Below are 22063 nucleotides of genomic sequence, written 5' to 3'. Positions count from 1 at the left end.
CGGACCGTCGGCGGAGTACCCTTCCTTGATCGTTGGGACGGGGTGTCCCCGGCAGTGTCCGGGGGAGCGGAAGGCGGTACTCGGGTGGGCTCGGGAGGGCTGGAGCTGCCTCCTGGTGACGACGGTCACCAGGGGAACTCCACGGACGTCCCGCCCGGTGCGGTGTCCCTGGCGCGGCCCATGAACGCGGGCGCGATCGGTCCGGAGCTGGACTGGGACGCCGGGGCCTGGCACGAGGTGCGCACGCGTGCGCAGCGGGCGGGCCGGGCCTACATCTGGCTGAACCTCGTCGAGCAGCGGCTGCGCGCGGTCGTGGCCGCCGTCCTGCGCCCGGTCTACGAACCGGTCCACGGCGACGACTGGGTGGTCGCCGCCGCCGGACCCGCCGGCCAGGAGTGGGTGCAGCGCGCCGTCGCGGTGCGGGAGGTCAGCCGCCGCAAGGGCTATCTGCTCGACCCGGCCGACGACAACGTCCTCAGCTTCCTCACCCTGCCCCAGCTGCGCGAGCTGATGGTGCAGCACTGGCCCTGCTTCGAGCCCTACGTGGACGAGCGCCGCGACGTCGAACTCGCCCTGGACGAGCTGGAGGTCACCCGCAACGTCGTCTCGCGCAACCGGGCGCTGTCCGAGGCGGTCCTGAACCAGGCCGAGCGGGCCTCGGCGCGGCTCCTCGAGGTGCTCGGCGCGGGCAGCGACGTGCCGTCCGCGCGCAGGCTGCCCGTCGACGCGGTGGAGGACCTGGTCGGGGACCGCTACGCCGACGTGGTCGCCGTGCACTCGGACCGGGTGCGGCTGCTGCGCCAGTTCCCCGCCGAGGACCTGTTCGGCAGCGCCCGCCGCGTGGATGCCCTCGGTATCGGTCTCAACCTGCTCGTGCAGAACTTCTCCGGCCGCCGCCTGCTGCGGATGGCCGAGGCCGGCGGCCGGGTGCGGCTGCTCTTCCTGAACCCGGCCTCCAGCGCGATCAAGCGCCGCGAGCGCGAACTGGGCATCAAGCGGGGCGAGCTGAGCCGCGCCGTGGAGATGAACATCCTGCACATGCGCCGGGTGCGGGCCCGGCTGCGGGACCCGGGCGCCTTCGAGATCCAGGTCTTCGACGAGACGCCCCGCTTCACGGCCTACCTCGTCGACGGGGACGGCGCCGACGGCATCGCGGTCGTGCAGTCCTACCTGCGCCGCACGCGGGGCATGGAGGCACCGGTCCTCGTCCTGCGCAACGGGCGCAACGGCGGAAAGGTCGTGAAGTCGGACCGGGTCGACGAAGGCGGACTTTTCCCCACCTATCGCGAGGAGTTCGAGCTGATGTGGGCGGATGCGCGCCCGGTGTCGTGAACGCCTGCCCCGGCAGCGGCGCGGAGGTAAGCGGAATGCGATCCTCTGATTGTCAGTGGCCCGTGGGAAGGTGGAGACCACTGGGGGAAAGCACCACCGAGAAGGGGGACCGCCCATGGGCTGGCACCGGGAGCTGCTGATCGGCTTCGACCTGGAGACGACGGGCACCGATCCGCGCGAGGCGCGCATCGTCACGGGAGCCGTGATCGAGGTCAGGGGCTCGGAGACGCTCGGCCGGCGGGAGTGGCTGGCCGACCCCGGAGTGGAGATCCCGGCGGACGCGGTCGCGGTGCACGGCATCAGCAACGAACGCGCGGCCCGCGAGGGCCTGCCCGCCGACCGGGTCGCGGACGCCATCGCCGAAGTCCTCGTGGACCACTGGAAGGCGGGCGTCCCGGTCGTCGCCTACAACGCGGCCTTCGACCTCACCCTGCTCTCCGCCGAGCTGCGCCGCCACGCGCTGCCGTCGCTGCGCGAGCGCCTGGGCACGGACCCCGCCCCGGTCATCGACCCGTACACCATCGACCGGTCCGTCGACCGCTACCGGCGCGGCAAGCGCAATCTCGAAGCGGTCTGCCGGGAGTACGGCGTGCCGCTCGACGCCGCCCACGACGCGGCGGCCGACGCCCTCGCCGCGGCCCGCCTGGCCGGGGCGATAGCCGGCCGCCACCCCAAGGTCGCGGCCCTCGGCCCGGCGGACCTGCACCGCCGCCAGATCGAGTGGTACGCCGAGTGGGCGGCGGACTTCCAGAGCTTCCTGCGCCGCAAGGGCGACGCCACGGCCGTCGTCGACGGGGCCTGGCCGCTGCGGGAGTTGGCCGGGGAACCGGCCGACGAGCGGGTCTGACCCGGCCGCCGCCACCCGGCCCGCGGCCACCCGGCCCGACGCGACCCCGGGGCAGACCGGCCCGACGCGCACCCAGGGCAGACCGGCCCGACGCGATCCCGGGTCAGAAGGGGTACCAGCGCACCTCGGGGTCCCCGTCCCGCAGCGACGCCACCCTGCGTTCGAACTCGGCCAGTGCCTTGGGGTTGCTCGGCGCGTGCTGGGCCACCCAGGCACAGCTCGCGGTCTCCCGGGCGCCGCGCAGCACCGCGCAGCCGTCCCACTCGCGCACGTCCCAGCCGTAGGCCGCGGTGAAGGCGTCGTGCGCCTCGGCGGGCAGCCCGTAGCGGTCCCGGCTGAGCGCCATCACCACGAGGTCGTGCTCGCGCAGGTCGGCGGAGAAGGTCTCCAGGTCGATCAGGACCGGCCCGTCGGGACCGACGTGCACATTGCGGGGCAGCGCGTCCCCGTGGATGGGACCCGGCGTCAGGTGCGGGGTGAGCGCGGCGGCGGCCGACGCGAAGCCGTCCCGGCGCTCGCGCAGGTACGCGGCGTCCGCCGGGTCGATCACGTCGCCCGCGAGCCGCAGCCACCGTTCCACACCGCCCAGCAGCTCGCGGGGCGGCAGCTCGAAGGAGGAGGGGAGGGACAGCGCGTGGACGAGACGGAGCAGTACCGCCACGTCCCGGGGCTCGGTGGGCCGCACCGGTTCCGGCAGCCGCCGCCACACCGTCACGGGGTGCCCGTCGACGGACAGCGCCGTCGGCTCGGCCGCCCGCACCGCCGGGACGCCCGCCTCCTCCAGCCACAGCGCGACGGCCAGTTCCCGGCGCGCCCGCTCCAGGAGCTCGGCGTCGCGGCCCACCTTGACCGCCAGGTCGCCGGCGGCGAACACCGCGTTCTCGCCGAGGGCCAGCAGCCGCGCCTGCGCCGCCGGGCCGGGCAGCACCCCCGCCGCGGCCAGCACCTCCCGCGCCCGTGCCTCGTCCATCGTCCCGTGCCTCCGTGTCCGTGCGGTTCCCGCCATCCGTCGGCCAGTGTCCCATTCGCACAGGTGGGAGCATGTCCCGGGCCCTTGACGGGACGCGGTCACTTCACGACCATGACCAGGCCCGTCCGAGCCGCGCAAAGGGGTTGATTACGTGACATTGGTGACCGAGCCGAGACGACCGGCGCGCCGTGCGCCCGGCCCGGACGCCCCCCGGGGCGCGCCGGACCACGGCGCCTGGTTCCTGGTACTGCCCGCACTGATCCCGATCCTGGTGCTCAGCGTCGGTCCACTGCTCTACGGCGTCCTGCTGGCCTTCACCGACGCCCAGTCGGGCCGTACGGAGCCCACCCAGTGGATCGGCACCCTGAACTTCCAGGACCTGCTGCACGACACGCTGTTCTGGGAGTCGTTCCGGATCGGCCTGGTGTGGGCCGTCGGGGTGACCGTGCCGCAGTTCCTGCTCGCCCTCGGTCTCGCCCTGCTGCTCAACCAGAACCTCCGGATGCGCTGGCTGGCCCGGGCCCTGGCGATCATCCCGTGGGCGATGCCCGAGGTCGTCGTCGGCATCATGTGGCGGCTGGTCTACAACACGGACGCGGGCATCCTCAACGAAACTCTGCGCGACCTCGGTCTCGGCAACGGCCACGACTGGCTCAGCGGCCTCGGCACCGCCCTGCCCGCCGTCATCGTGGTCGGCGTCTGGGCCGGCATGCCGCAGACGACGGTCGCGCTGCTCGCCGGACTCCAGAACACCCCGCGCGAGCTGCACGAAGCGGCAGCGGTGGACGGCGCGGGAGCCTGGCGCCGCTTCCGCACGGTCACCTGGCCCGCCCTCAGGCCCGTCGCACTCGCCATCACCGCGCTCAACCTCATCTGGAACTTCAACTCCTTCGCCCTGGTCTACGTGCTGACCAACGGCGGCCCCGGCGGCCGCACCCGGCTGCCCATGCTCTTCGCCTACGAAGAGGCCTTCCGCTACGGTCAGTTCGGCTACGCGGCGGCCATGGGCTGCGTCATGGTCGCCGTGATCTCGATCCTGCTGGCGGTCTTCCTCGTCGGCCGGCTCCGGGGCGAAGCCAAGGGAGGTGACCAGGCGTGAGGACCTCGACCGCGGCCCGCACCGGCCAGTACGTCGCACTGCTGGCCTACCTGGTCTTCCTGGCCTTCCCGTTCCTGTGGCTGATCTCCATCGCCTTCAAACCGCCGCGCGAGCTGGCCAGACTGCACCCCACCTGGATCCCGCAGAACCCCACCCTCGACAACTTCCGGCAGGCCTTCGACGAGCAGCCGCTGCTGCGCGCCGGGCTCAACTCGCTGCTCGCCGCGCTCGGCGCCGCCGTGATCGCGGTGCTGATCGCGACCCCGATGGCGTACGTCATGGCCCGCCGCCGCGGGCGGCTCGCCAAGGCGGCCACCGGGTGGGTCGTGGTCAGCCAGGCCTTCCCCTTCGTCCTGCTGATCATCCCGCTGTTCCTGGTCCTCAAGAACCTCGGCCTGATCAACTCCGTTCCCGGGCTCGTCATGGTGTACGTCGTCTGGTCGCTGCCGTTCGCGCTGTGGATGCTCGCCGGATACGTCCGCGCCGTACCGCGCGAGCTGGAGGAGGCGGCCGCGGTCGACGGCGCCGGACGGCTGCGGACCCTGGTCTCGGTGACCGCGCCGCTGCTCGCGCCGGGGATCGTGGCCACGGCTCTGTTCGCCTTCATCACCGCGTGGAACGAGTTCTTCTTCGCCCTGGTCCTGCTGAAGACCCCGGAGAAACAGACCCTGCCCGTGATCCTCACCCACTTCATCGGCGCCGAGGGCGTCGCCGACCTCGGACCGCTCGCCGCGGCGGCCTTCCTCGCCACCCTGCCCTCGCTGCTCGTCTTCGCCCTCATCCAGCGGCGGATCACGGGCGGCATGCTCGCCGGGGCGGTGAAGAGCTGATGACGCGCACGCCCACGAGGATCCTCACCCTGTTCGCCTGTGCCGTCCTGCTGCTCGCGGGCTGCTCGGGCGGCGGCGACGGGGCGGACGACGGCCGGATCACCCTGCGCTTCCAGTCCCTGGCCTGGCAGGACGAGTCCGTGCAGGCCAACAGGGAACTGGTACGGGAGTGGAACGCCACCCACCCGGACGTGCGCGTCGAGTACGTCCAGGGCAGCTGGGACAGCGTCCACGACCAGCTGCTCACCTCCTTCGAGGGCGGCGAGGCGCCCGACATCATCCACGACGCCTCCGACGACCTCGCCGACTTCGCCTACGGCGGCTACCTCGCCGACCTCAGCGAACTGCTGCCCGCGCGGCTGAGGTCGGACATCCCGCGGCACAGCTGGGAGACGGTCACCTTCGGCGACGGCGTCTACGGCGTGCCCTTCCTCCAGGAACCGCGGGTGCTGATCGCCAACGCCACCCTGCTCGAGAAGTCCGGCGTCCGGATCCCGACGCCGGAACACCCCTGGACCTGGGAGGAGTTCCGGCAGGTGACGAAGGAGCTGAGCGGCGACGGCACGTACGGGGTGGCCTGGCCGCTCAAGGAGCCCGTCTCCGCCACGCTCAACCTCTCCCTGTCCACCGGCGGCAAGCTGTTCCACCGGGGCGCCGACGGCAGGGTGACCGTCCGCTTCGAGGAGGGCGACCAGGTGGTGCCCCGCACCATCCACGACCAGGTCGACACCGACCGCAGCGCCTCGCCGACCACCCTGGGCAGCGGCGGCTCCGACACCCTGCCCGGCTTCTTCGCGGGCAAGTACGCGATGGTGCCGCTCGGCTTCTCCTACCGCCAGCAGATCGAGCAGCAGGCACCCGAGGGCTTCGACTGGCGGGTGCTGCCCGCCCCGGCCGGCGCCGACGGGCTCGCCCAGGGGGTCAGCCCGCAGACCCTGTCCGTCGCCGAGGACAGCCCGCACAGGAAGGAGGCCGCCGCGTTCGTCGACTTCCTCCTCCAGCCGGACAACATGGTGCGCCTCGCGCTCGGCGACTGGATGCTGCCCACCGGGGAGCAGGCCCTGAAGGACCCCGCCCTGCACACGGCCGAGCACGGCTGGGCCACCGGCACCGCGCTCGCCGCCCACCTGCGCTCGGCGCCGGCGCAGTCCGTGCGGGGCTACGCCGAGTGGAAGGACAAGGTGGCGACGCCGGCGCTCCAGGAGTACTACAGCGGAGCGATCGGCGCCGACGAACTGCGCCACAGACTGGAGGAGGACGGGAACCTGGTGCTCGCCCGCTACCAGCGCTGAGGGCCGCCACCCGCGGACGGCCGCCCTGCGCTGAGGACCGCCACGCGCGGACGGCCGCCCAGCGCTGAGCCTGTTGCGCGCCGTCGCGTGCTGAGGCCTGTCGCGTGCCCGCCACGCGCTGACGGCCGTCGCGCGAAAACGGTTTGCCCGCCGGGCACCCGCCCGCCTAGCGTCGCCTCCGTGGCAGCTTTCAACGCGATCATCAACTCCGGTCTCGGCCGGGGCTGCACGTACTCCATCAGGATGCGTCGCGGCCCCGGAGCCCTGACCGGCCCGGGGTCCCCCCGCCGCTGACGCGCCCGACGCGTTCCACGCCTCCGACGCGCGCGGCGGGGCTGAGCCTCCGCATTCCCTTTTGCCTTCGTCTTCCGGTCAGGGCCTTCGGCTGCCCTTTTCCCCTCCTGTCACGGAAGACAAGGACCGCAGGCCATGGCCCGCCCCACCCCGCGTGCCCGCACGCTCTCGCAGAACTTCCTCGCCGACCGCGCCACCGCCGCACACGTCGCGCGCCTCGCCGCCCCCGATGGACGGCAGCCGCCCCTGCTGCTCGAGGTGGGCGCGGGCGACGGCGCCCTCACCGAGCCGCTCGCCCGCCGCAGCCGCGAGCTGCACGCCTACGAGATCGACCCCCGGCTCGTCCCCGGGCTCCGCGCCCGTTTCGCCCGCACCCCGCACGTCCACGTGGTCGCCGGTGACTTCCTCGCCGCCCGGCCCCCGCGCACGCCGTTCGCCGTCGCCGGGAACGTGCCCTTCTCACGCACCGCCGACATCGTCGACTGGTGCCTGGCCGCCCCAGGCCTCACCGACGCCACCCTCCTCACCCAGCTCGAGTACGCCCGCAAACGCACCGGCGACTACGGCCGCTGGACCCTCCTCACGGTCCTGACCTGGCCGCGCCACGAGTGGCGGCTGCTGGGCCGGGTGGGCCGGCACCGCTTCCGGCCGGCGCCGCGCGTCGACGCCGGCATCCTCCGCATCGCACGGCGCCGTACCCCGCTGCTCACCGGCGCCGGCGCCCGCCGCACCTGGTCCGACCTGGTCGAGCTGGGCTTCTCGGGCGTCGGCGGCTCGCTGCACGCGTCCCTGCGGCGGACCCACCCGCGGCGCCGGGTGGACGCGGCGTTCCGGGCCGCGCGGCTCGATCCCGGTGTCCTCGTCGGCGAGGTCGCACCCGACCGGTGGCTGCGGCTGCACGAGGAGCTGACGGCATGAAGCGAAAGCAGTTGCACGAGACGTCTCGTCTCGCGTACGGTCGTCGCATGACCAGTCGCCCCGCGCACATCGCCATGTTCTCCATCGCCGCCCACGGCCACGTGAACCCCAGCCTGGAGGTGATCCGCGAGCTCGTCGCGCGAGGACACCGGGTGACCTACGCGATCCCGCCCCTGCTCGCGGACAAGGTCGCCGAGGCTGGCGCCGAACCCAAGCTCTGGAACAGCACGCTGCCCGGCCCCGACGCCGACCCGGAGGCGTGGGGGAGCACCCTGCTGGACAACGTGGAGCCCTTCCTCGACGACGCCATCCAGGCACTCCCGCAGCTCGCCGAGGCGTACGAGGGGGACGAGCCGGACCTGGTCCTGCACGACATCGGCTCCTACACCGCCCGCGTGCTCGGCCGTCGCTGGGACGTGCCCGTGATCTCCCTGTCGCCCTGCATGGTCGCCTGGGAGGGGTACGAGCAGGAGGTCGGCGAGCCCATGTGGGAGGAGCCGCTGAAGACCGAGCGCGGGCAGGCGTACTACGCCCGCTTCCACGCCTGGCTCGAGGAGAACGGGATCACCGACCACCCCGACCCCTTCGTCGGCCGCCCCGACCGCTCCCTGGTGCTGATCCCCAAGGCCCTCCAGCCCAACGCCGACCGGGTGGACGAGAAGACGTACACCTTCGTCGGCGCCTGCCAGGGGGACCGCGCCGCCGAGGGCGACTGGACCCGTCCCGAGGGCGCCGAGAAGGTCGTCCTCGTCTCCCTCGGGTCCGCCTTCACCAAGCAGCCCGCGTTCTACCGGGAGTGCGTGCGGGCCTTCGGCGAGCTGCCCGGCTGGCACACCGTGCTCCAGGTGGGCCGGCACATCGACCCGGCCGAGCTGGGCGACGTACCGGACACCGTGGAAGTGCGCACCTGGGTGCCGCAGTTGGCGATCCTCCAGCAGGCCGACCTGTTCGTCACCCACGCGGGCGCCGGCGGCAGCCAGGAGGGCCTGGCGACGGCCACGCCGATGATCGCCGTACCGCAGGCCGCGGACCAGTTCGGCAACGCCGACATGCTCCAGGGCCTCGGCGTCGCCCGCACGCTCCCGACCGAGGAGGCCACCGCCGAGGCGCTGCGCACCGCCGCCCTTGCCCTGGTCGCCGACCCGGAGGCGGCGCGGCGGCTCAAGGAGATCCAGGCGCAGATGGCCCAGGAGGGCGGCACCCGGCGGGCCGCCGACCTCATCGAGGCCGAACTGGCCGCCGCGCGCGGCTGATTCCCCGCCGCACGCCGTCAGGGCCTGCCGGTTCCCCCGGAACCGGCAGGCCCTGCGGTCGTGGTGGCGCGCCGGTCAGACCCCGACCGGCTTCCCCCGCTCCCCGCGCTCGCTCTCGCCGTCCCGCTCCGGCGACGCGATCGCCTCGGGCGACTCGTCGTGGGTCAGGTCCGGCAGCCGGTGCAGCCACTTCGGCAGATACCAGTTGCGCTCACCGAGCAGCGACATCACGGCCGGCAGCAGCACACCCCGGATGATCGTCGCGTCGATCAGCACCGCCGCCGCCAGGCCCACGCCCATCTGCTTCATCGACTGCATGGACAGCGTGCCGAAGATGGCGAACACCGCGACCATGATGACGGCGGCGCTGGTGACCACCCCCGCGGTGGTGACCACGCCGTGCTGGATCGCGTCCCGGGTGGAACGCCCGCGCAGCCGGGCCTCGCGGATCCGGGAGACCACGAACACGTGGTAGTCCATCGACAGGCCGAACAGGATCACGAAGAGGAACAGCGGCAGCCACGTGATGATGGCGCCCACGCCCTCCGCACCCACCAGCGAGGCGCCCCAGCCGTGCTGGAAGACGGCGACCAGGATGCCGTACGCCGCGCCCACCGACAGCAGGTTGAGCACGATCGAGGTGAGGGCGATCGTCAGCGAGCGGAAGGACAGCAGCATCAGCAGGAAGGCGAAGACCACGACGAAGGCGAAGACCGGCAGGACCGATCCCACGAGCTGGTCGTTGAAGTCCTTGTTGCCCGCCACCTGACCGGTGATCGGCGCCTCGACGCCGTCGACCTTCCCCAGCGTCGCGGGCCGTACGTCGTCGCGCAGCTTGTCCAGGCTCTCGCCCGCCTTGTCCTGGTCGGAGCCGCCGACCAGCGGGACGTACACCAGCGCGACGTTCTGCTCGTCGTGCGTCGTGATGTCCACCGGCCCGCGCGAGGCCCCCGAACTGATGGCCCGCTCCCGGAAGTCGGCGAGCGCCGCCCGCACCTCGGGCGCGTTGATGTCGTCGGCCTTCACGACCACCTCGGCCGGGTCGGAACCGCCGGGAAAGGCCTCGTTGACCCGGTTGTAGGTCTGCACGATGGGCAGCGAGTCGCCGAACTCCTGGTCCAGCGTGAGGTTCTGCGTCTTCATGCCGAGAGCGGGCGCGGCGACGGCCAGCAGCGCGCCGACGGCGACCACGGCGGCCAGCAGGGGCCTGGCCAGGACGCGCTTGAGCACGGCCGTCCAGAACCGGCTGCCCTCACCCGTGCCACCGCTCGGCCGGCGCCGGCGCAGGAACGGCACGCGGCCCTTCTCCACCCGCTCGCCCAGCAGGGACAGCAGCGCCGGAAGGACCGTCACCGAGCCGACCATGGCGACCGCGACCACCATCAGCGAGGCCAGGCCCATCGCCTCGAACTCGGCGATGCCGGTGAACAGCATGCCCGCCATCGCCACGCACACCGTGACACCGGAGACGACGATCGCCCGGCCACTGGTGGCGGCGGCGATCCTGAGCGCCGTCCGCGCGTCCCGTCCGGCGGCGCGCTCCTCGCGCTCCCGGCGCAGGTAGAACAGGCAGTAGTCGACGCCGACGGCCAGACCGACCAGCAGCATCACGGAGTTCGCGGTCTCGCTCATCGGCTGGAAGTGGCTGACCAGGCCCATCAGCCCCATCGTCGCGATGATCGCGGTGATCGCCAGCGCCACCGGAACCAGCGCCGCCACCAGCGCGCCGAACGCGACGAGCAGGATGCCGAGGGCCACCGGCACCGCCGAGTACTCGGCCTTCTTGAAGTCGTCGCCGAACGCGTCGTCGAACGTCTTCATCATGCTGGCGCCGCCGATCTCCTCGATCCGCAGCGACGCGTGCTCCTTCTGGACCCCCTCGACCGCCTTCAGCACCGGCTCGACCCGCTCACCCGCGGTGTCCGCCTCGCCGCGCATGTCGAACTGCACCAGCGCGCTGCGGTTGTCCTTCGAGATCGTCTTCGTGTCGTACGGCGAGGTCACGCCGGTGACCTTCCCGGTGGCCTCCACCGCCGTGACGACCGCGCCGACCGCGGCCCGGAACTCGGCGTCCGTGGCCAACAGATCACCGGACTTCGCCTGGATCAGGACCGTCTCACCGGCCGGTTCGTCGATGCCGGCGTCCTCGACGATCCGCGCGGCGGTGCGGGTCTCGCCGCCCATCTGGTCGCTGTCCTTGACGTCGACCCGGCCGGCGGCCGAACCGAGCCCCATCGCCAGGACCACGAACAACACCCAGATCCCGACGGCGGCCCATCGGTGCCGGGCACTCCAGCCGCCCGCCCGGGCGGCTATGCCCCGCACCCGTGTCTCTCGGTTCCGCATGACCGGCCTGCCCCCTCGTGTGCGGTGCCGGCCCCCTGCCGCCACCTCGCGTTTCGAAGGTATGGCCCGCGTAAGGACGCCGCGTCGTGCTCCTTGGTGACGTGCCGCGGCCCCGCCCTCATCCCTCCGTACCGCCGAACTCACCGCTGAGGAGGACACCGGTCCCTTACATCTACCGGGGTCCGCGCCCGCAGACCGCCGGCCGCGCCGGGCCGGCCGGTCAGGCACCGGGATCCGTGACCTCCTCGGCGCGCGGGTCCCCGCCCGGCTCCGCACTGATGCGCAGCGCGAGGAGCACGCTGTTCTGGGCGGCGCCGTACGCCCGGGCCCGCGCGTACTCCTGGGTGGTCAGGGCCGCACGGACCCGGCGCTCGGCGGCGGCATGGGCGTCGTGGAACGGACGCAGGCCGGTCAGCGCGACGCCGGTGTCCTGCCGCAGCCGGTGCGCCGCACCGAGGAGCCGGGCGGCATCCGTGTACCGGTCCGTCTCGGCGACCGCCCAGGCCAGGGTCTCCACCCCCCAGACGGGGCCCCAGTTGTCGCCGAAGGAGTTCTGCCGGGCGAGGGCGTCGCGCAGCGGGGCCAGGGCCGCGGCCGGATCGCCGTGGCGCAGCTCGACCAGGCCCGCGCACCAGCGGGCCCAGGTGCGGGCCCATGGCGCCCGGCCGGCCTCGGCCTCGGCGGTGTACTCCCCGGCGGCCGCACGGGCCGAGACCGGGTCGCCGAGGAAGGCCTCGGCCATGGCCCACATCATGGTGGCCATGTGGGCGTCACCGCGCCGCCCGTCCCGCAGGAACTGCTCCCGCGCGGCGGCCAGCAGGGGGATCGACGCCGAGGTGCCGTCGACGAGCAGGGCGTGGGCGCCCTCGATGAAGGTGAACGGGGCCACCGCCGGGCCGTCGGAGCCCGCGGCCTGTGCGCGGCACTCGGCCAGGAACCTCTCGGCGGCCGGATTGTCCCCCTGGCACAGCGCGATCCACACCTTCATGGCCAGCGCGCCCACCGTCAGGTCGGGCGGCAGGGCAGGCGCGGCGGCGAGGAGGCGCTCCAGCCAGTAGCGGCCCTCGCCGAGCACACTGCTGAAGAACCAGCAGCGGGTCCGGGCGAGGTCGACGGCGATGGCGACCGCGGTGCCGACGTGCTCGGGCCGGGTGGCGCAGAAGTCCAGCGCGGTGCGCAGATTGGGCAGCTCCTCGCGCAGCCGCAGCAGCCAGTCGACCTCGTCGGGGCCGCACCACTCGGCGCCCGCGCGCAGGGTCATGGCCCGGTAGTGGGCGCCGTGCCGGATGCGCAGCCCGGTCTGCCGGGTCAGCTCGCCCAGCCGCTCGAGACCGTACTGGCGGATGGTCTCCAGCATGCCGTACCGGGCGCGCGGGCCGGTGCTGTCGACCGCGACCAGGGACTTGTTCACCAGCGCGGCGAGCAGGTCCAGGATCTCTTCCCGCTCGACGCCCTCACCCGCGCACACGGCTTCGGCGGCGGACAGGTCGAAGCCGCCGCTGAACACCGACAGGCGCGCCCACAGCAGGCGTTCGCGCGGGGTGCACAGCGTGTGGCTCCAGTCGATGACACCGCGCAGAGTGTGCTGGTAGCGCGTCTCGGTGCCCGGCATGTCGGGGAGGCAGAGCACACGGAAGCGGTCGTCGAGGCGTTCCAGCATCTCCTCGGCCGTCATCGCGCCGAGCCGTACCGCCGCGAGTTCGATGGCGAGGGGGATGCCGTCGAGGCGCCGGCACAGCTGGGCGACGGCGGCGCGGTTGCGGGCGGTGATGGCGAACGCCGGAGCGGACGCGGCGGCGCGCTGCACCAGGAGGCGCGCGGATTCGGAACGCTCCGGGGGCTGCCGGGCGTCGCACCCGGCGTCCGGCTCCGGCAGCGTGAGGCAGGGCACGGTCAGGATGTGCTCGCCGGGTACCCCCAGGCGGTGCCGGCTGGTGGCGAGGACGGTCAGTCCCGGTGCGGCCCGCAGCAACCGCAGGACCAGGCCCGCGACGGCGTCCGCGACGTGTTCGCAGTTGTCCAGGAGGAGGAGCAGCTGCCGGTCGCGCAGGGCGTCCACGAGGGCCTGCGCGGGCGGTCTCGCGGACTGGTCGCGCAGCCCCAGGGCTTCGGCGACGGCGCGGTCGAGCAGGTCCGGCGAGGTGAGCGCCGCGAGGTCGGCGAGATGGACACCGTCCGCGTACGAGGCGGCGAGTTGTGCCGCCGACCGCAGCGCCAGCCGTGTCTTGCCCACGCCGCCCACACCGGTGAGAGTGACCAGCCGGGCCGTCGACAGCAGGGCGCGGACCTGGGCCAGTTGCGCCTCGCGGCCGATGAAGCCGGTCGTCTCGACGGGCAGGGCGGGCCGGCCGGGAGCGGTCGGCGACGCGGCGGCCGCCGCGCCGCCCGGTGGCCGCCCGAGGTCGGGAGCTGCCGCGAGGAGCCGCGCGTGCATGTCCCGCAGCGCGGGACCGGGGGTGACTCCCAGCTCCTCGGTGAGCAGCGCGGTGACCGTGCGGTAGCACTCGAGGGCCTCGCTCTGTCGCTCACAGCGGTAGAGCGCCAGCATGCGCTGGGCCCAGAAGTGCTCACGCAGCGGATGGGCTTCGACCAGCGCCCGCAGCTCCGGCAGGACGTCCGCGGAGCGGCCCGCCGCCAGGTCCGCGTCGATGCGCAGCTCGAGCGCGGCCAGGTGCTGTTCCCGAAGCGTCAGCCGCAGCTCGGGAAAGGCGTCACCCGGCAGGTCGCACAGCGGGTCCCCGCGCCACAGCTCCAGCGCCTGCCGCAGCAGCGCCGCCGCCCGCTCGGCCGTGTTCTGCTCCAGCGCGGTCCGCCCGAGCCGGACGAGCGAGGTGAAGCGGCGCACGTCCAGCGTCTGCGGGTCGGTCTCGATCAGGTAGCCGTGGGGACGGGTCCGTACCGGGCCGGTGTCCGCGGGGCTGCCCAGCGCGCGGCGCAGACGCAGCACGTAGTTCTGAAGGGTGTTGCGGGCGCGGAGCGGAGGCGCGTCGCCCCACAGGCGGTGGACCAGGGCGTCCACGGTCACCACCCGGTCGGCCTCGACCAGCAGGGACGCCAACAGCATCCGCAGCTTGGCGGCGTTGACGTGGACCGGTGCGCCGGACCGACGGACCAGCAGCGGTCCGAGGATCCCGAACTCGTATGTGCTTCTCACTGTTCCCCCGTCGGGCCCTCGCCCGGACACCCCACAGAGTACAACGGTGCGTGACCGATCGGATACCTGCCGTAATGACCTGAGATCGCCGAGTGACCGGCGCGCGACCGGGGCGACGGCCGCGGCGGAGATCGTGGACTTCTTCCCGCGCCGCACCCCGGAGGCCGCCATGAACCCGCCCGCCCCTTCGGGCTATGCCCTTCCCCCGCGCCGGAGCACGGGCGCCGTTCCCGCCGCGCCGACGCTGCGGGAGCATCTGGCCGGGCAGCTTCGGCGACTGCTCGCCGCCGCGGACGTGACCTGCCGCTGGGCGCGGGACGCGGAGCGGCTGCTGCCCGGGCTGCTGGGCCCGGCGGCAGGACGTCCGCTGGGTGCCGGGCCGCTCTCACCGTCCTTCGTCAGCGACGACCACTCGCCGGCCGAGCTGTCCGTGTCGTTCGCCGCCGACGGTGCGCCGACGGTACGGGTGCTGGTCGAGCCGGGCTGCGGCGCCGGGACCTTCGCCGACGGCGGCCGGGCGGGGCTGCGGGCCCTGGACCGGATGGCGAGGTGCTGGGACGTCGACGCGGAGCCCGTCGCCCGGGTCACGGACCTCTTCCTTCCCGCGGCGGCCCGCGGCCCCTTCTCGCTCTGGTGCGCCATGGACCTGCGTCGGACGGGGCCGCCCGGCGTGAAGGTCTACCTCAACCCCGAGGCGCACGGCCGGGACCGCGCCGGCGAGGTCGTCGAAGAGGCGCTGACCCGCTTCGGGTTCCGGTCGGCATGGCCGGCGCTGACGGCGCGGGCCGCGTCCTGGTGCCCGGACCGGGGCAGGCTGTTGTTCTTCGCACTGGACCTCGGCCACTGGCGGGAACCACGGGTGAAGCTGTACATCGCCCATCAGGGTTTCTCCGTCGAGGAAGCGGAAGCCGCGGCCGGGCTGCTGCCCGGCGCGGACCCTCGGCGTGCGGGGGACTTCTGCCGCACGATCGGTGGTGGCACCCGTCGTTTCGACGGTCTGCCCCTGGTCTCCTGCCTGTCCTTCACCCGCCGGGACCGGGAACGTCCCAGCGGACACACCCTGCACGTCCCGGTCCGCGACTACGCCCGCGACGACCGTGTCGCCCGCGACCGGGCCGCCGCCGTACTGGGCGCGCGCGGCGGGGACGTCGCCCTGCTGGACAAGGCACTCGCCGCGATGACGTCCCGTCACCTGTCCGACGGAGTGGGGCTGATCTCCTACGTCTCGCTCGCCCGGAGCACCGGCGGCCCGCCGCGCGTGACGGTCTATCTCTCACCCGAGGCATACGCCGTCCACCCGCCGCACTGAGGAAAGCAGAGCAGCACCATGGAGCCGTACCGCATCAAGGCCGTCGAACCGATTCCCACGACCACCCGCGCACAGCGCGCCAGGGCCCTGGACCGCGTCGGGTACAACCTGTTCGGACTGCGCGCCGAGGAAGTGACGATCGACCTGCTGACGGACTCCGGCACCGGTGCTCTGTCGGCGGCCCAGTGGGCGGCCGCCGCGGCCGGGGACGAGTCGTACGCCGGCTCGCGTTCCTTCCACCGCTTCCGTGCGGCCGTCACGGAACTGACCTCCTACCCGCACGTCCTGCCGGTGCACCAGGGCCGGGCCGCGGAGCGCGTCCTGTTCTCCGCGCTGCTGGTCCCCGGCCGGATCACCCTCAGCAACACCCACTTCGACACCACGCGCGCCAACGTGGAGCTGAGCGGCTGCCAGGCCCGTGACCTGCCCTGTGCGCGGGCGCGGAACCTGCACAGCCCCGAGCCGTTCAAGGGCGACATCGACCTGGACGGCCTGGCGGCTGAACTGCGCGGCCCGGACGCCGCCCGCATCGCCCTGGTGATCATGACGCTCACCAACAACGGCGAGGGCGGCCAGCCCGTGTCCATGGACAACCTGGCCCGCGCCGCCGCCCTCTGCCGGGAGCACGGCGTCCCGCTCTTCCTGGACGCCGCCCGCTTCGCCGAGAACGCCTACCTGGTCACCCAGTGCGAGTCCGGGTACGGCGGCCGCAGTCCGACGGACGTCGCCAAGGAGGCGTTCCGCCTCGCCGACGGCTGCCTGATGAGCGCCAAGAAGGACGGCATCGTCCACATCGGCGGCTTCCTCGGTCTGCGGGACGAGGCACTGGCCCGCCGGTGCGAGCCGATCCTCATCGCCACGGAGGGCTTCCCGACCTACGGCGGACTCGCCGGACGGGACCTGGAGATGATCGTCCAGGGCCTGACCGAGGCCCTGGACCCCCACTACCTCCGCTCCCGGGCCGAAGCGGCCGCCCATCTCGCGGGGCTGTGCCGCGGCGCGGGCGTCCGCCTGGTCGAACCCCCCGGTCTGCACGCCCTCTACCTCGACGCGGGCCACCTCCTCCCGCACATCGCCCCGCACCGCTTCCCGGGGCACGCACTCGCCTGCGCGCTCTACCTGGAGGGCGGTATCCGTTCGGTGGAACTGGGCTCCCTCTACCTCGGCAAGGAGGACGGCAACGGGGACCCGGTCACCACCGCCCCGTACGAGCTGCTGCGCCTCGCGCTTCCGCGCCGGACGTACACCCGGAGCCATCTGGACCACGTCGGACAGACCCTGGAAGCGGTGGTGAAGGACAAGGACAGGGTGCCGGGGTACCGCGTCGTCGAAGACGCCCCGATCCTGCGCCACTTCCGCGCGCGACTGGAACCCGAGCCCGCAGGGCCGGGGACGGACGTCACGACCGGTGAGGCTCCTGAAGACGAAGGACGCGCCGACCACTGGTGAGGGGCCGAAGAGAGACCGACGGCACAGACGGGCAACGGCCGCACCGACCGCACTGCCGACCGCACCGACCGCACAGACTCGGACAGGAAGGCATTCCATGAACACCCGGCACACCACCGCGAAGACCGCCCCCATGACGACCGCCGCCGTACTGACGCTGACACTCCTGGGGACGGTGTTCTCCTCCCCGGCCACCGCCGCGCCACGTCAGGGCGACTTCACCGCGACCGGCGTGAAGATCCACGAGAGCTACAGCACCACCTCGTCCGCCCGGGGGCACGGCAACCCCGGCGACGGGTACACCTGGATGGGCGGACAGGCCAACGCGGAAGCGGTGCCCTGCCCGGACGGCAGCGTCAAGGACCACTGGACGTACGTCCACAACAACCGCACCGGAGTCGAGGGGTACGTCTCCGACTGCTTCATCAGGGAGTACTGACCGCGGGCGGGGCAGCCGGTGACCTGCCCCGCGAAGCCGCTCTCCACCCAGTGGTCCACCAGGTGTCACGGCCGGCCCACACGCGGCGCGACGGCCGGGGAGGGCGCGGAAGCCCGGCGGGGCCGTACTGAAACGTTGTTGATTAAGTCACAGGTGCGGGAAGTGGTTGAACCCCGCACACCGCATCGGAGAGAGTGGCGCGCACGTCCGCCCGGTGCGGACCCGGCCGTCGTGCCCACCCCCACGGGGCACGACGGCCGTTCTATGGTGTGCGGATGACGACGATGTACGCGGCACTGCTCCGCGGGATCAACGTGGGCGGCGGCCGGAAGGTCCCGATGGCCGACCTGCGCGCCCTGCTGACCTCCCTCGGCCACGACGCGGTACGCACCCATCTACAGAGCGGACAGGCCGTCTTCGCCTCCGATCACGGCGACGAGGAGTCGCTGGCCGCGGAGTTGGCCACGGCGGTCGAGGGGCGGTTCGGCTTCCCGGTGGACGTGCTCGTGCGCGACCACGCCTACCTGAAGGGGATCGTCGAGGCGTGCCCCTTCCCCGCCGCCGAGCTGGAGGCCAGGCAGCTGCACGTCACCTACTTCTCCGCCCCGGTCGACGCGGAGCGTTTCGCGGCGATCGACGCACCGGCCTTCCGCCCCGAGGAGTTCCGCCTCGGCGACCGCGCCCTCTACCTCTACGCACCGGACGGGCTGGGCCGCTCCAAGCTCGCCGAGGCTCTCGCCAGGCCCCGGGTCACCAAGGGCCTGATCGCCACCAGCCGTAACTGGAACACGGTCGCCAAACTCGTGGAGCTGACGCGGCCCTGACGCGTCGTCGTCCTCGTCCCCTCAGGCCCCGACCGCCAGCGCCACCGGCATCCGCGCCGCGTCGTACCGCTCCAGCAGGACCCGCGCCACCTCCGGTGCGGGGCCCAGCACGTCCGCCAGTACGTCCGCCTCGGCCGCGCCCCGCGCGATCCGGTCCGGCAGGAACCCGGGCGCCAGGACGTACGGGGCGACGGCGACCCGCGCACAGCCCAGCGCGCGCAGCCGCCGTACCGCGTCCTCGGTGCGCGGAAGGGATGCGGAGGCGAACGCAGGCCGCACGGCGCACCAACCGGTGTGCCGCCACTCCCGCGCGATATCAGCGATCACTGCGATCGCCTCCGGGTCGGAGGACCCCGCCGAGGCCAGCACGACCCCGGTCGAGGACTTGTCGGCGGGTGTGAGACCCGCCTCGTACAGGCGCCGCTCCAGCGCCGACAGGAGCAGGGGAGAGGGACCGAGCACCTCCGCCTGCCGGATCCTGAGCCGCGGCGGTGCCGCCGCCAGGACCGCGGGGATGTCCGCCTTGGCGTGGAAGGCGCGGGTCAGCAGCAGCGGGAGGGCGACCACGTCCCGCACGCCCTCCGTCTCCAGGGACTCCAGCACGCCCCGTACCGAGGGGACGTTGAAGTCCAGGAAGCCGGTCTCCACCCGTACGTCCGGACGCAGCGCCCGCACCCGGCGGACCAGGGCGTGCACGGCCTGGGCGTGCCGCGGGTCGCGGCTGCCGTGGGCGACGACCAGGAGGACGGGGCGGGCCGGTGCGGACATGGTGTGCCTCAGCCCTTCACCAGCAGACCGCGGCTGCGCAGCACCCAGCGCTCCAGCGGGCTGAAGATCAGCAGGTCGATGGCGATGCCGACGACCAGGATGAGCAGGATGGCTTCGAAGACCATGGCCATGTCGCTGGCGTTGCGGCCGTTCTCCAGCAACTGCCCGAGGCCGACGCCCAGGTCGGGGAAGGAGGCGATGATCTCGGCGGCCATCAGCGAGCGCCAGGAGAAGGCCCAGCCCTGCTTGAGACCGGCGACGTAGCCGGGCAGCGCGGCCGGCAGCACGATGTGCCAGGTGCCCTTCAGGCCCGTCGCGCCCAGGGTGCGCCCCGCCCGCAGGAAGATCGGGGAGACCTGGTCGACGCCGGACACCAGGCCGTTGGCGATGGAGGGCACCGCGCCGAGCAGGATGACGGCGTACATCATCGAGTTGTTCAGACCCAGCCAGATCACGGCCGGCGGCACCCAGGCCACCGACGGCAGCGACTGGAGGCCGGACAGGATCGGGCCGATCGCCGCCCGCACGAACTTCACCCGCGCCACCAGCAGCCCCAGCGGGGTGCCGATGATCAGCGCGAAGCAGAAGCCGAGCAGACCGCGCGAGACGCTGGTCCAGATGTAGCCGAGCAGTTCACCCTGGAGCCAGGCCTGGTGCAGCACGTCCCACACGTCGGACGGGGCGGGCAGCTTGGTCGGATCGTCGACGATCTTGAAGGAGACCAGTGCCTGCCAGACCGCCAGCACCAGCAGGACCGCGACGGTGGGCGGCAGGACCTTCTCGACCAGGGTCTGCCGCAGCGGTGTGCGCCCCTGCTGCACCGACTCCAGTGCGTCCAGGCCCGCCTCCAGACCGGCGAGGTCGCCGCCGTCCTTCGCGCCCGGGTCCCGGGCGGGACGCGTCGTGTCAGTGCTGGCCATGTCGGCGGATCTCCCCACGCAGTTCTTCGGTGATCTCGACGGACAGCTCCGCCACGGCGGTGTCCTCGATACGGCGCGGCTGCGGGATGCCCACCGTCCACTCGCGCGCGATGCGCCCGGGACGGGAGGACAGCAGCACCACGCGCTCGGCCAGCCGCACGGCCTCGCGGACGTTGTGCGTCACGAACAGCACGGACACCTGCGTCTCGCGCCAGATGCGGGTCAGCTCGTCGTGCAGCACGTCCCGCGTGATGGCGTCCAGCGCCGCGAACGGCTCGTCCATCAGCAGCAGCTTGCTCTCCTGGGCGAGCGCCCGGGCCATCGCGACCCGCTGGCGCATACCGCCCGACAGCTCGTGCACCCGCTTGCCGTACGCGCCCTTCAGACGGACGAGTTCGAGCAGCTCCTCCGCCTTGTCGCGGCGCTCGGCCTTGGGCACGCCCCGCAGCCGCAGGGCCAGTTCGATGTTCTTGCCCGCGGTCAGCCACGGGAACAGGGCGTGCTCCTGGAACATCAGGGCCGGCCGCCCGTCCGTGCTGATGCCGCCCGCGCTGGGCCTGTCCAGGCCCGCCACCAGGTTCAGCAGCGTGGACTTGCCGCAGCCGGAGGCTCCCAGGAGGGTGACGAACTCGCCGGGCGCGACATCGAGGGTGATGTCGTCCAGGACGAGCTGCTGCCCGGCGGGGCCCGCGAAGGACTTCGAGACGTGCTCGATGCGGGCCGCGTAGTCGGCCGACTCGGTGCCGTCGGCGGCCTTGGCGAGGGTCGTGGTCGTGGCCATGGTCGTCACCTCCTGGGTGGTCGGATCCGGGCTTTACTCGACGCCGAGCCCGGCGTCGTCGACCGCGGGCTTGCCCTTGGCCTTGAGGACCTTGTTCAGCAGCGTCAGGTCGTAGATGCCGTTCAGGTCGGGCCGGTCCAGCAGACCGGCCTTCACGGCGTGCTCCGCCTGGGCGTCGAGGGTGGAGGCCAGCGGGTCGTCGGTGAGCCTGATCGACTCCCAGGCCGGGTCCAGCACGTCGGCGGGCAGTGCCTTGCCGGAGTCCTTCGCCAGCTGCGCGTTCGCCGCGGTCTTCGCCTCGTCCGGGTGGGCCGTGATCCACTCGTTGGTGTCGACCGACGCCTTCAGGACGGCTTCGACCGCCTTCGGGTGCTCCTCGAGGAACTTCTGCGACACGATGATGTTCGTGATCACGAACTTCTTGTCGGGCCACAGCGTGGACTCGTCCAGGAGCACCTTGCCGCCCTCGGCGACCAGCTTGGACGCGGTGGGCTCGGGCACCCAGGCGCCGTCCAGGGAACCGGTCTTGTAGGCGTCCGGGGTGACCTTGTTGTCGCTGCGGACGACCGTCACGTCGCCCTTGCCGCTCTGCGCGTCGACCTTCCAGCCCTGCTCGGCGATCCAGTTGAGGAACGCCACGTCCTGCGTGTTGCCCAGCTGCGGGGTGGCGATGCGCTTGCCCTTGACGTCCTTCAGGGACTTGATCCTGTCCGGGTTCACCACGAGCTTCACGCCGCCCGAGGCCGAACCGCCGATGATGCGCAGGTTCTTGCCGTCGGACTTGGCGTAGCCGTTGACCGCCGGGGACGGGCCGATCCAGCCGATGTCGATGGAGCCGGAGTTCAGCGCCTCGATCTCGGACGGCCCCGCGTTGAAGACCGCGTACTTGGCCTCGGTCGCGCCCAGCGCCTTCTGGAAGAAGCCCTTCTGGTTGGCGACCAGCGGGGTGGCGTGCGTGATGTTGCCGAAGTAGCCGATCCGGACGGAGTCGAGACCGTCGATCTTCTCGGCGCCCTCGGCGACCTTGGCGGTGTCGTCGTCCTTCGCCTGCGAGCCGTAGCCGCAGGCGGCCAGGGTGAGCAGGGGAAGGGCGGCTATGACCGCCAGCGTGCGGCGCAGGGCGGTGGTGGCAGGCACGGGAGGTGTTCCTCTCGTTGGTCCGGCACGCACGCCTGTCGGTGGGTCCGAGGGGTCAGGGCGTGGCCGGGAGGTCGGCAGGTCTTCGGCTGCGGGGGGTG

At 72.9% G+C, this 22063-nt stretch carries 18 protein-coding genes; 11 read left to right on the top strand and 7 right to left on the bottom strand.

Features of this window, described 5'->3' with window-relative positions:
* Nucleotides 1–84: 84 nt before the first annotated feature.
* Nucleotides 85–1332, top strand: coding sequence for an SAV2148 family HEPN domain-containing protein (locus tag B9W62_RS08525; RefSeq protein WP_087806596.1), 1248 nt, complete (start codon nt 85–87; stop codon nt 1330–1332).
* Between the two features lie 115 nt (nt 1333–1447).
* Nucleotides 1448–2179 carry a 3'-5' exonuclease gene (locus B9W62_RS08520; protein ID WP_087806595.1) on the top strand — a complete coding sequence of 244 codons (732 nt, stop codon included), beginning with the start codon at nt 1448–1450 and terminating at the stop codon, nt 2177–2179.
* A 103-nt stretch (nt 2180–2282) separates the two neighbouring features.
* Here the strand turns inward: B9W62_RS08520 and B9W62_RS08515 are convergent, their stop codons facing one another.
* Nucleotides 2283–3149, bottom strand: a complete 867-nt coding sequence (locus B9W62_RS08515) for a phosphotransferase enzyme family protein (RefSeq protein WP_087806594.1) — start codon at nt 3147–3149, stop codon at nt 2283–2285.
* Between the two features lie 151 nt (nt 3150–3300).
* Between B9W62_RS08515 and B9W62_RS08510 the strand changes: the two genes are divergently transcribed.
* The 5 genes from B9W62_RS08510 to B9W62_RS08490 all read left to right on the top strand — a co-directional run bounded on the left by B9W62_RS08510 (nt 3301) and on the right by B9W62_RS08490 (nt 8835).
* Nucleotides 3301–4248, top strand: a complete 948-nt coding sequence (locus B9W62_RS08510; protein ID WP_087806593.1) for a carbohydrate ABC transporter permease — start codon at nt 3301–3303, stop codon at nt 4246–4248.
* Nucleotides 4245–5078, top strand: a complete 834-nt coding sequence (locus B9W62_RS08505) for a carbohydrate ABC transporter permease (RefSeq protein ID WP_087806592.1) — start codon at nt 4245–4247, stop codon at nt 5076–5078. The genes B9W62_RS08510 and B9W62_RS08505 overlap by 4 nt, the downstream gene beginning before the upstream one ends.
* Entirely contained in the window at nt 5078–6370 is a 1293-nt protein-coding gene (locus B9W62_RS08500; protein WP_087806591.1) for an ABC transporter substrate-binding protein, read from the top strand. The genes B9W62_RS08505 and B9W62_RS08500 overlap by 1 nt, the downstream gene beginning before the upstream one ends.
* Nucleotides 6371–6799: 429 nt before the next feature.
* Nucleotides 6800–7582, top strand: coding sequence for a 23S rRNA (adenine(2058)-N(6))-methyltransferase Erm(O) (erm(O), locus tag B9W62_RS08495; protein WP_087806590.1), 783 nt, complete (start codon nt 6800–6802; stop codon nt 7580–7582).
* Entirely contained in the window at nt 7579–8835 is a 1257-nt protein-coding gene (locus B9W62_RS08490) for a glycosyltransferase (RefSeq protein WP_087806589.1), read from the top strand. Before erm(O) ends, B9W62_RS08490 begins: the two co-directional genes overlap by 4 nt.
* Before the next feature lie 75 nt (nt 8836–8910).
* Here B9W62_RS08490 and B9W62_RS08485 read toward each other — a convergent pair whose 3' ends face one another.
* Nucleotides 8911–11181: an MMPL family transporter gene (locus tag B9W62_RS08485; protein ID WP_087806588.1), complete on the bottom strand. Its 2271-nt coding sequence runs from the start codon at nt 11179–11181 to the stop codon at nt 8911–8913.
* 220 nt (nt 11182–11401) lie between these two features.
* Nucleotides 11402–14335: an AfsR/SARP family transcriptional regulator gene (locus B9W62_RS08480; RefSeq protein ID WP_087806587.1), complete on the bottom strand. Its 2934-nt coding sequence runs from the start codon at nt 14333–14335 to the stop codon at nt 11402–11404.
* 133 nt (nt 14336–14468) lie between these two features.
* Between B9W62_RS08480 and B9W62_RS08475 the strand changes: the two genes are divergently transcribed.
* The 4 genes from B9W62_RS08475 to B9W62_RS08460 all read left to right on the top strand — a co-directional run bounded on the left by B9W62_RS08475 (nt 14469) and on the right by B9W62_RS08460 (nt 18356).
* On the top strand, nt 14469–15644 hold the full coding sequence (locus B9W62_RS08475) for a tryptophan dimethylallyltransferase family protein (protein WP_256976241.1): 1176 nt from the start codon (nt 14469–14471) through the stop codon (nt 15642–15644).
* A gap of 18 nt (nt 15645–15662) precedes the next feature.
* Nucleotides 15663–17093 carry a tryptophanase gene (locus tag B9W62_RS08470; protein WP_256976239.1) on the top strand — a complete coding sequence of 477 codons (1431 nt, stop codon included), beginning with the start codon at nt 15663–15665 and terminating at the stop codon, nt 17091–17093.
* 97 nt (nt 17094–17190) lie between these two features.
* On the top strand, nt 17191–17532 hold the full coding sequence (locus B9W62_RS08465) for a hypothetical protein (protein ID WP_087806586.1): 342 nt from the start codon (nt 17191–17193) through the stop codon (nt 17530–17532).
* Nucleotides 17533–17807: 275 nt separating this feature from the next.
* Nucleotides 17808–18356, top strand: a complete 549-nt coding sequence (locus B9W62_RS08460) for a DUF1697 domain-containing protein (protein ID WP_087806585.1) — start codon at nt 17808–17810, stop codon at nt 18354–18356.
* A 21-nt stretch (nt 18357–18377) separates the two neighbouring features.
* Here B9W62_RS08460 and B9W62_RS08455 read toward each other — a convergent pair whose 3' ends face one another.
* Genes B9W62_RS08455 through B9W62_RS08440 form a run of 4 tightly spaced genes read right to left on the bottom strand, consistent with a single transcriptional unit; the run spans nt 18378 to nt 21962 of the window.
* Nucleotides 18378–19124 (bottom strand): sirohydrochlorin chelatase, encoded by a 747-nt coding sequence (locus tag B9W62_RS08455; protein WP_087806584.1) that lies wholly within the window; start codon nt 19122–19124, stop codon nt 18378–18380.
* Nucleotides 19125–19132: 8 nt separating this feature from the next.
* Nucleotides 19133–20044, bottom strand: coding sequence for an ABC transporter permease (locus B9W62_RS08450; protein ID WP_087806583.1), 912 nt, complete (start codon nt 20042–20044; stop codon nt 19133–19135).
* Nucleotides 20031–20825 (bottom strand): ABC transporter ATP-binding protein, encoded by a 795-nt coding sequence (locus tag B9W62_RS08445; protein WP_087806582.1) that lies wholly within the window; start codon nt 20823–20825, stop codon nt 20031–20033. Before B9W62_RS08445 ends, B9W62_RS08450 begins: the two co-directional genes overlap by 14 nt.
* A gap of 33 nt (nt 20826–20858) precedes the next feature.
* Nucleotides 20859–21962 (bottom strand): aliphatic sulfonate ABC transporter substrate-binding protein, encoded by a 1104-nt coding sequence (locus B9W62_RS08440; protein ID WP_087806581.1) that lies wholly within the window; start codon nt 21960–21962, stop codon nt 20859–20861.
* Nucleotides 21963–22063: the final 101 nt, after the last annotated feature.

It is taken from the genome of Streptomyces sp. CS113 (assembly GCF_002188365.1).
Lineage (GTDB): Bacteria > Actinomycetota > Actinomycetes > Streptomycetales > Streptomycetaceae > Streptomyces > Streptomyces tendae.
This window is presented reverse-complemented; position numbering and strand designations above follow the sequence as displayed.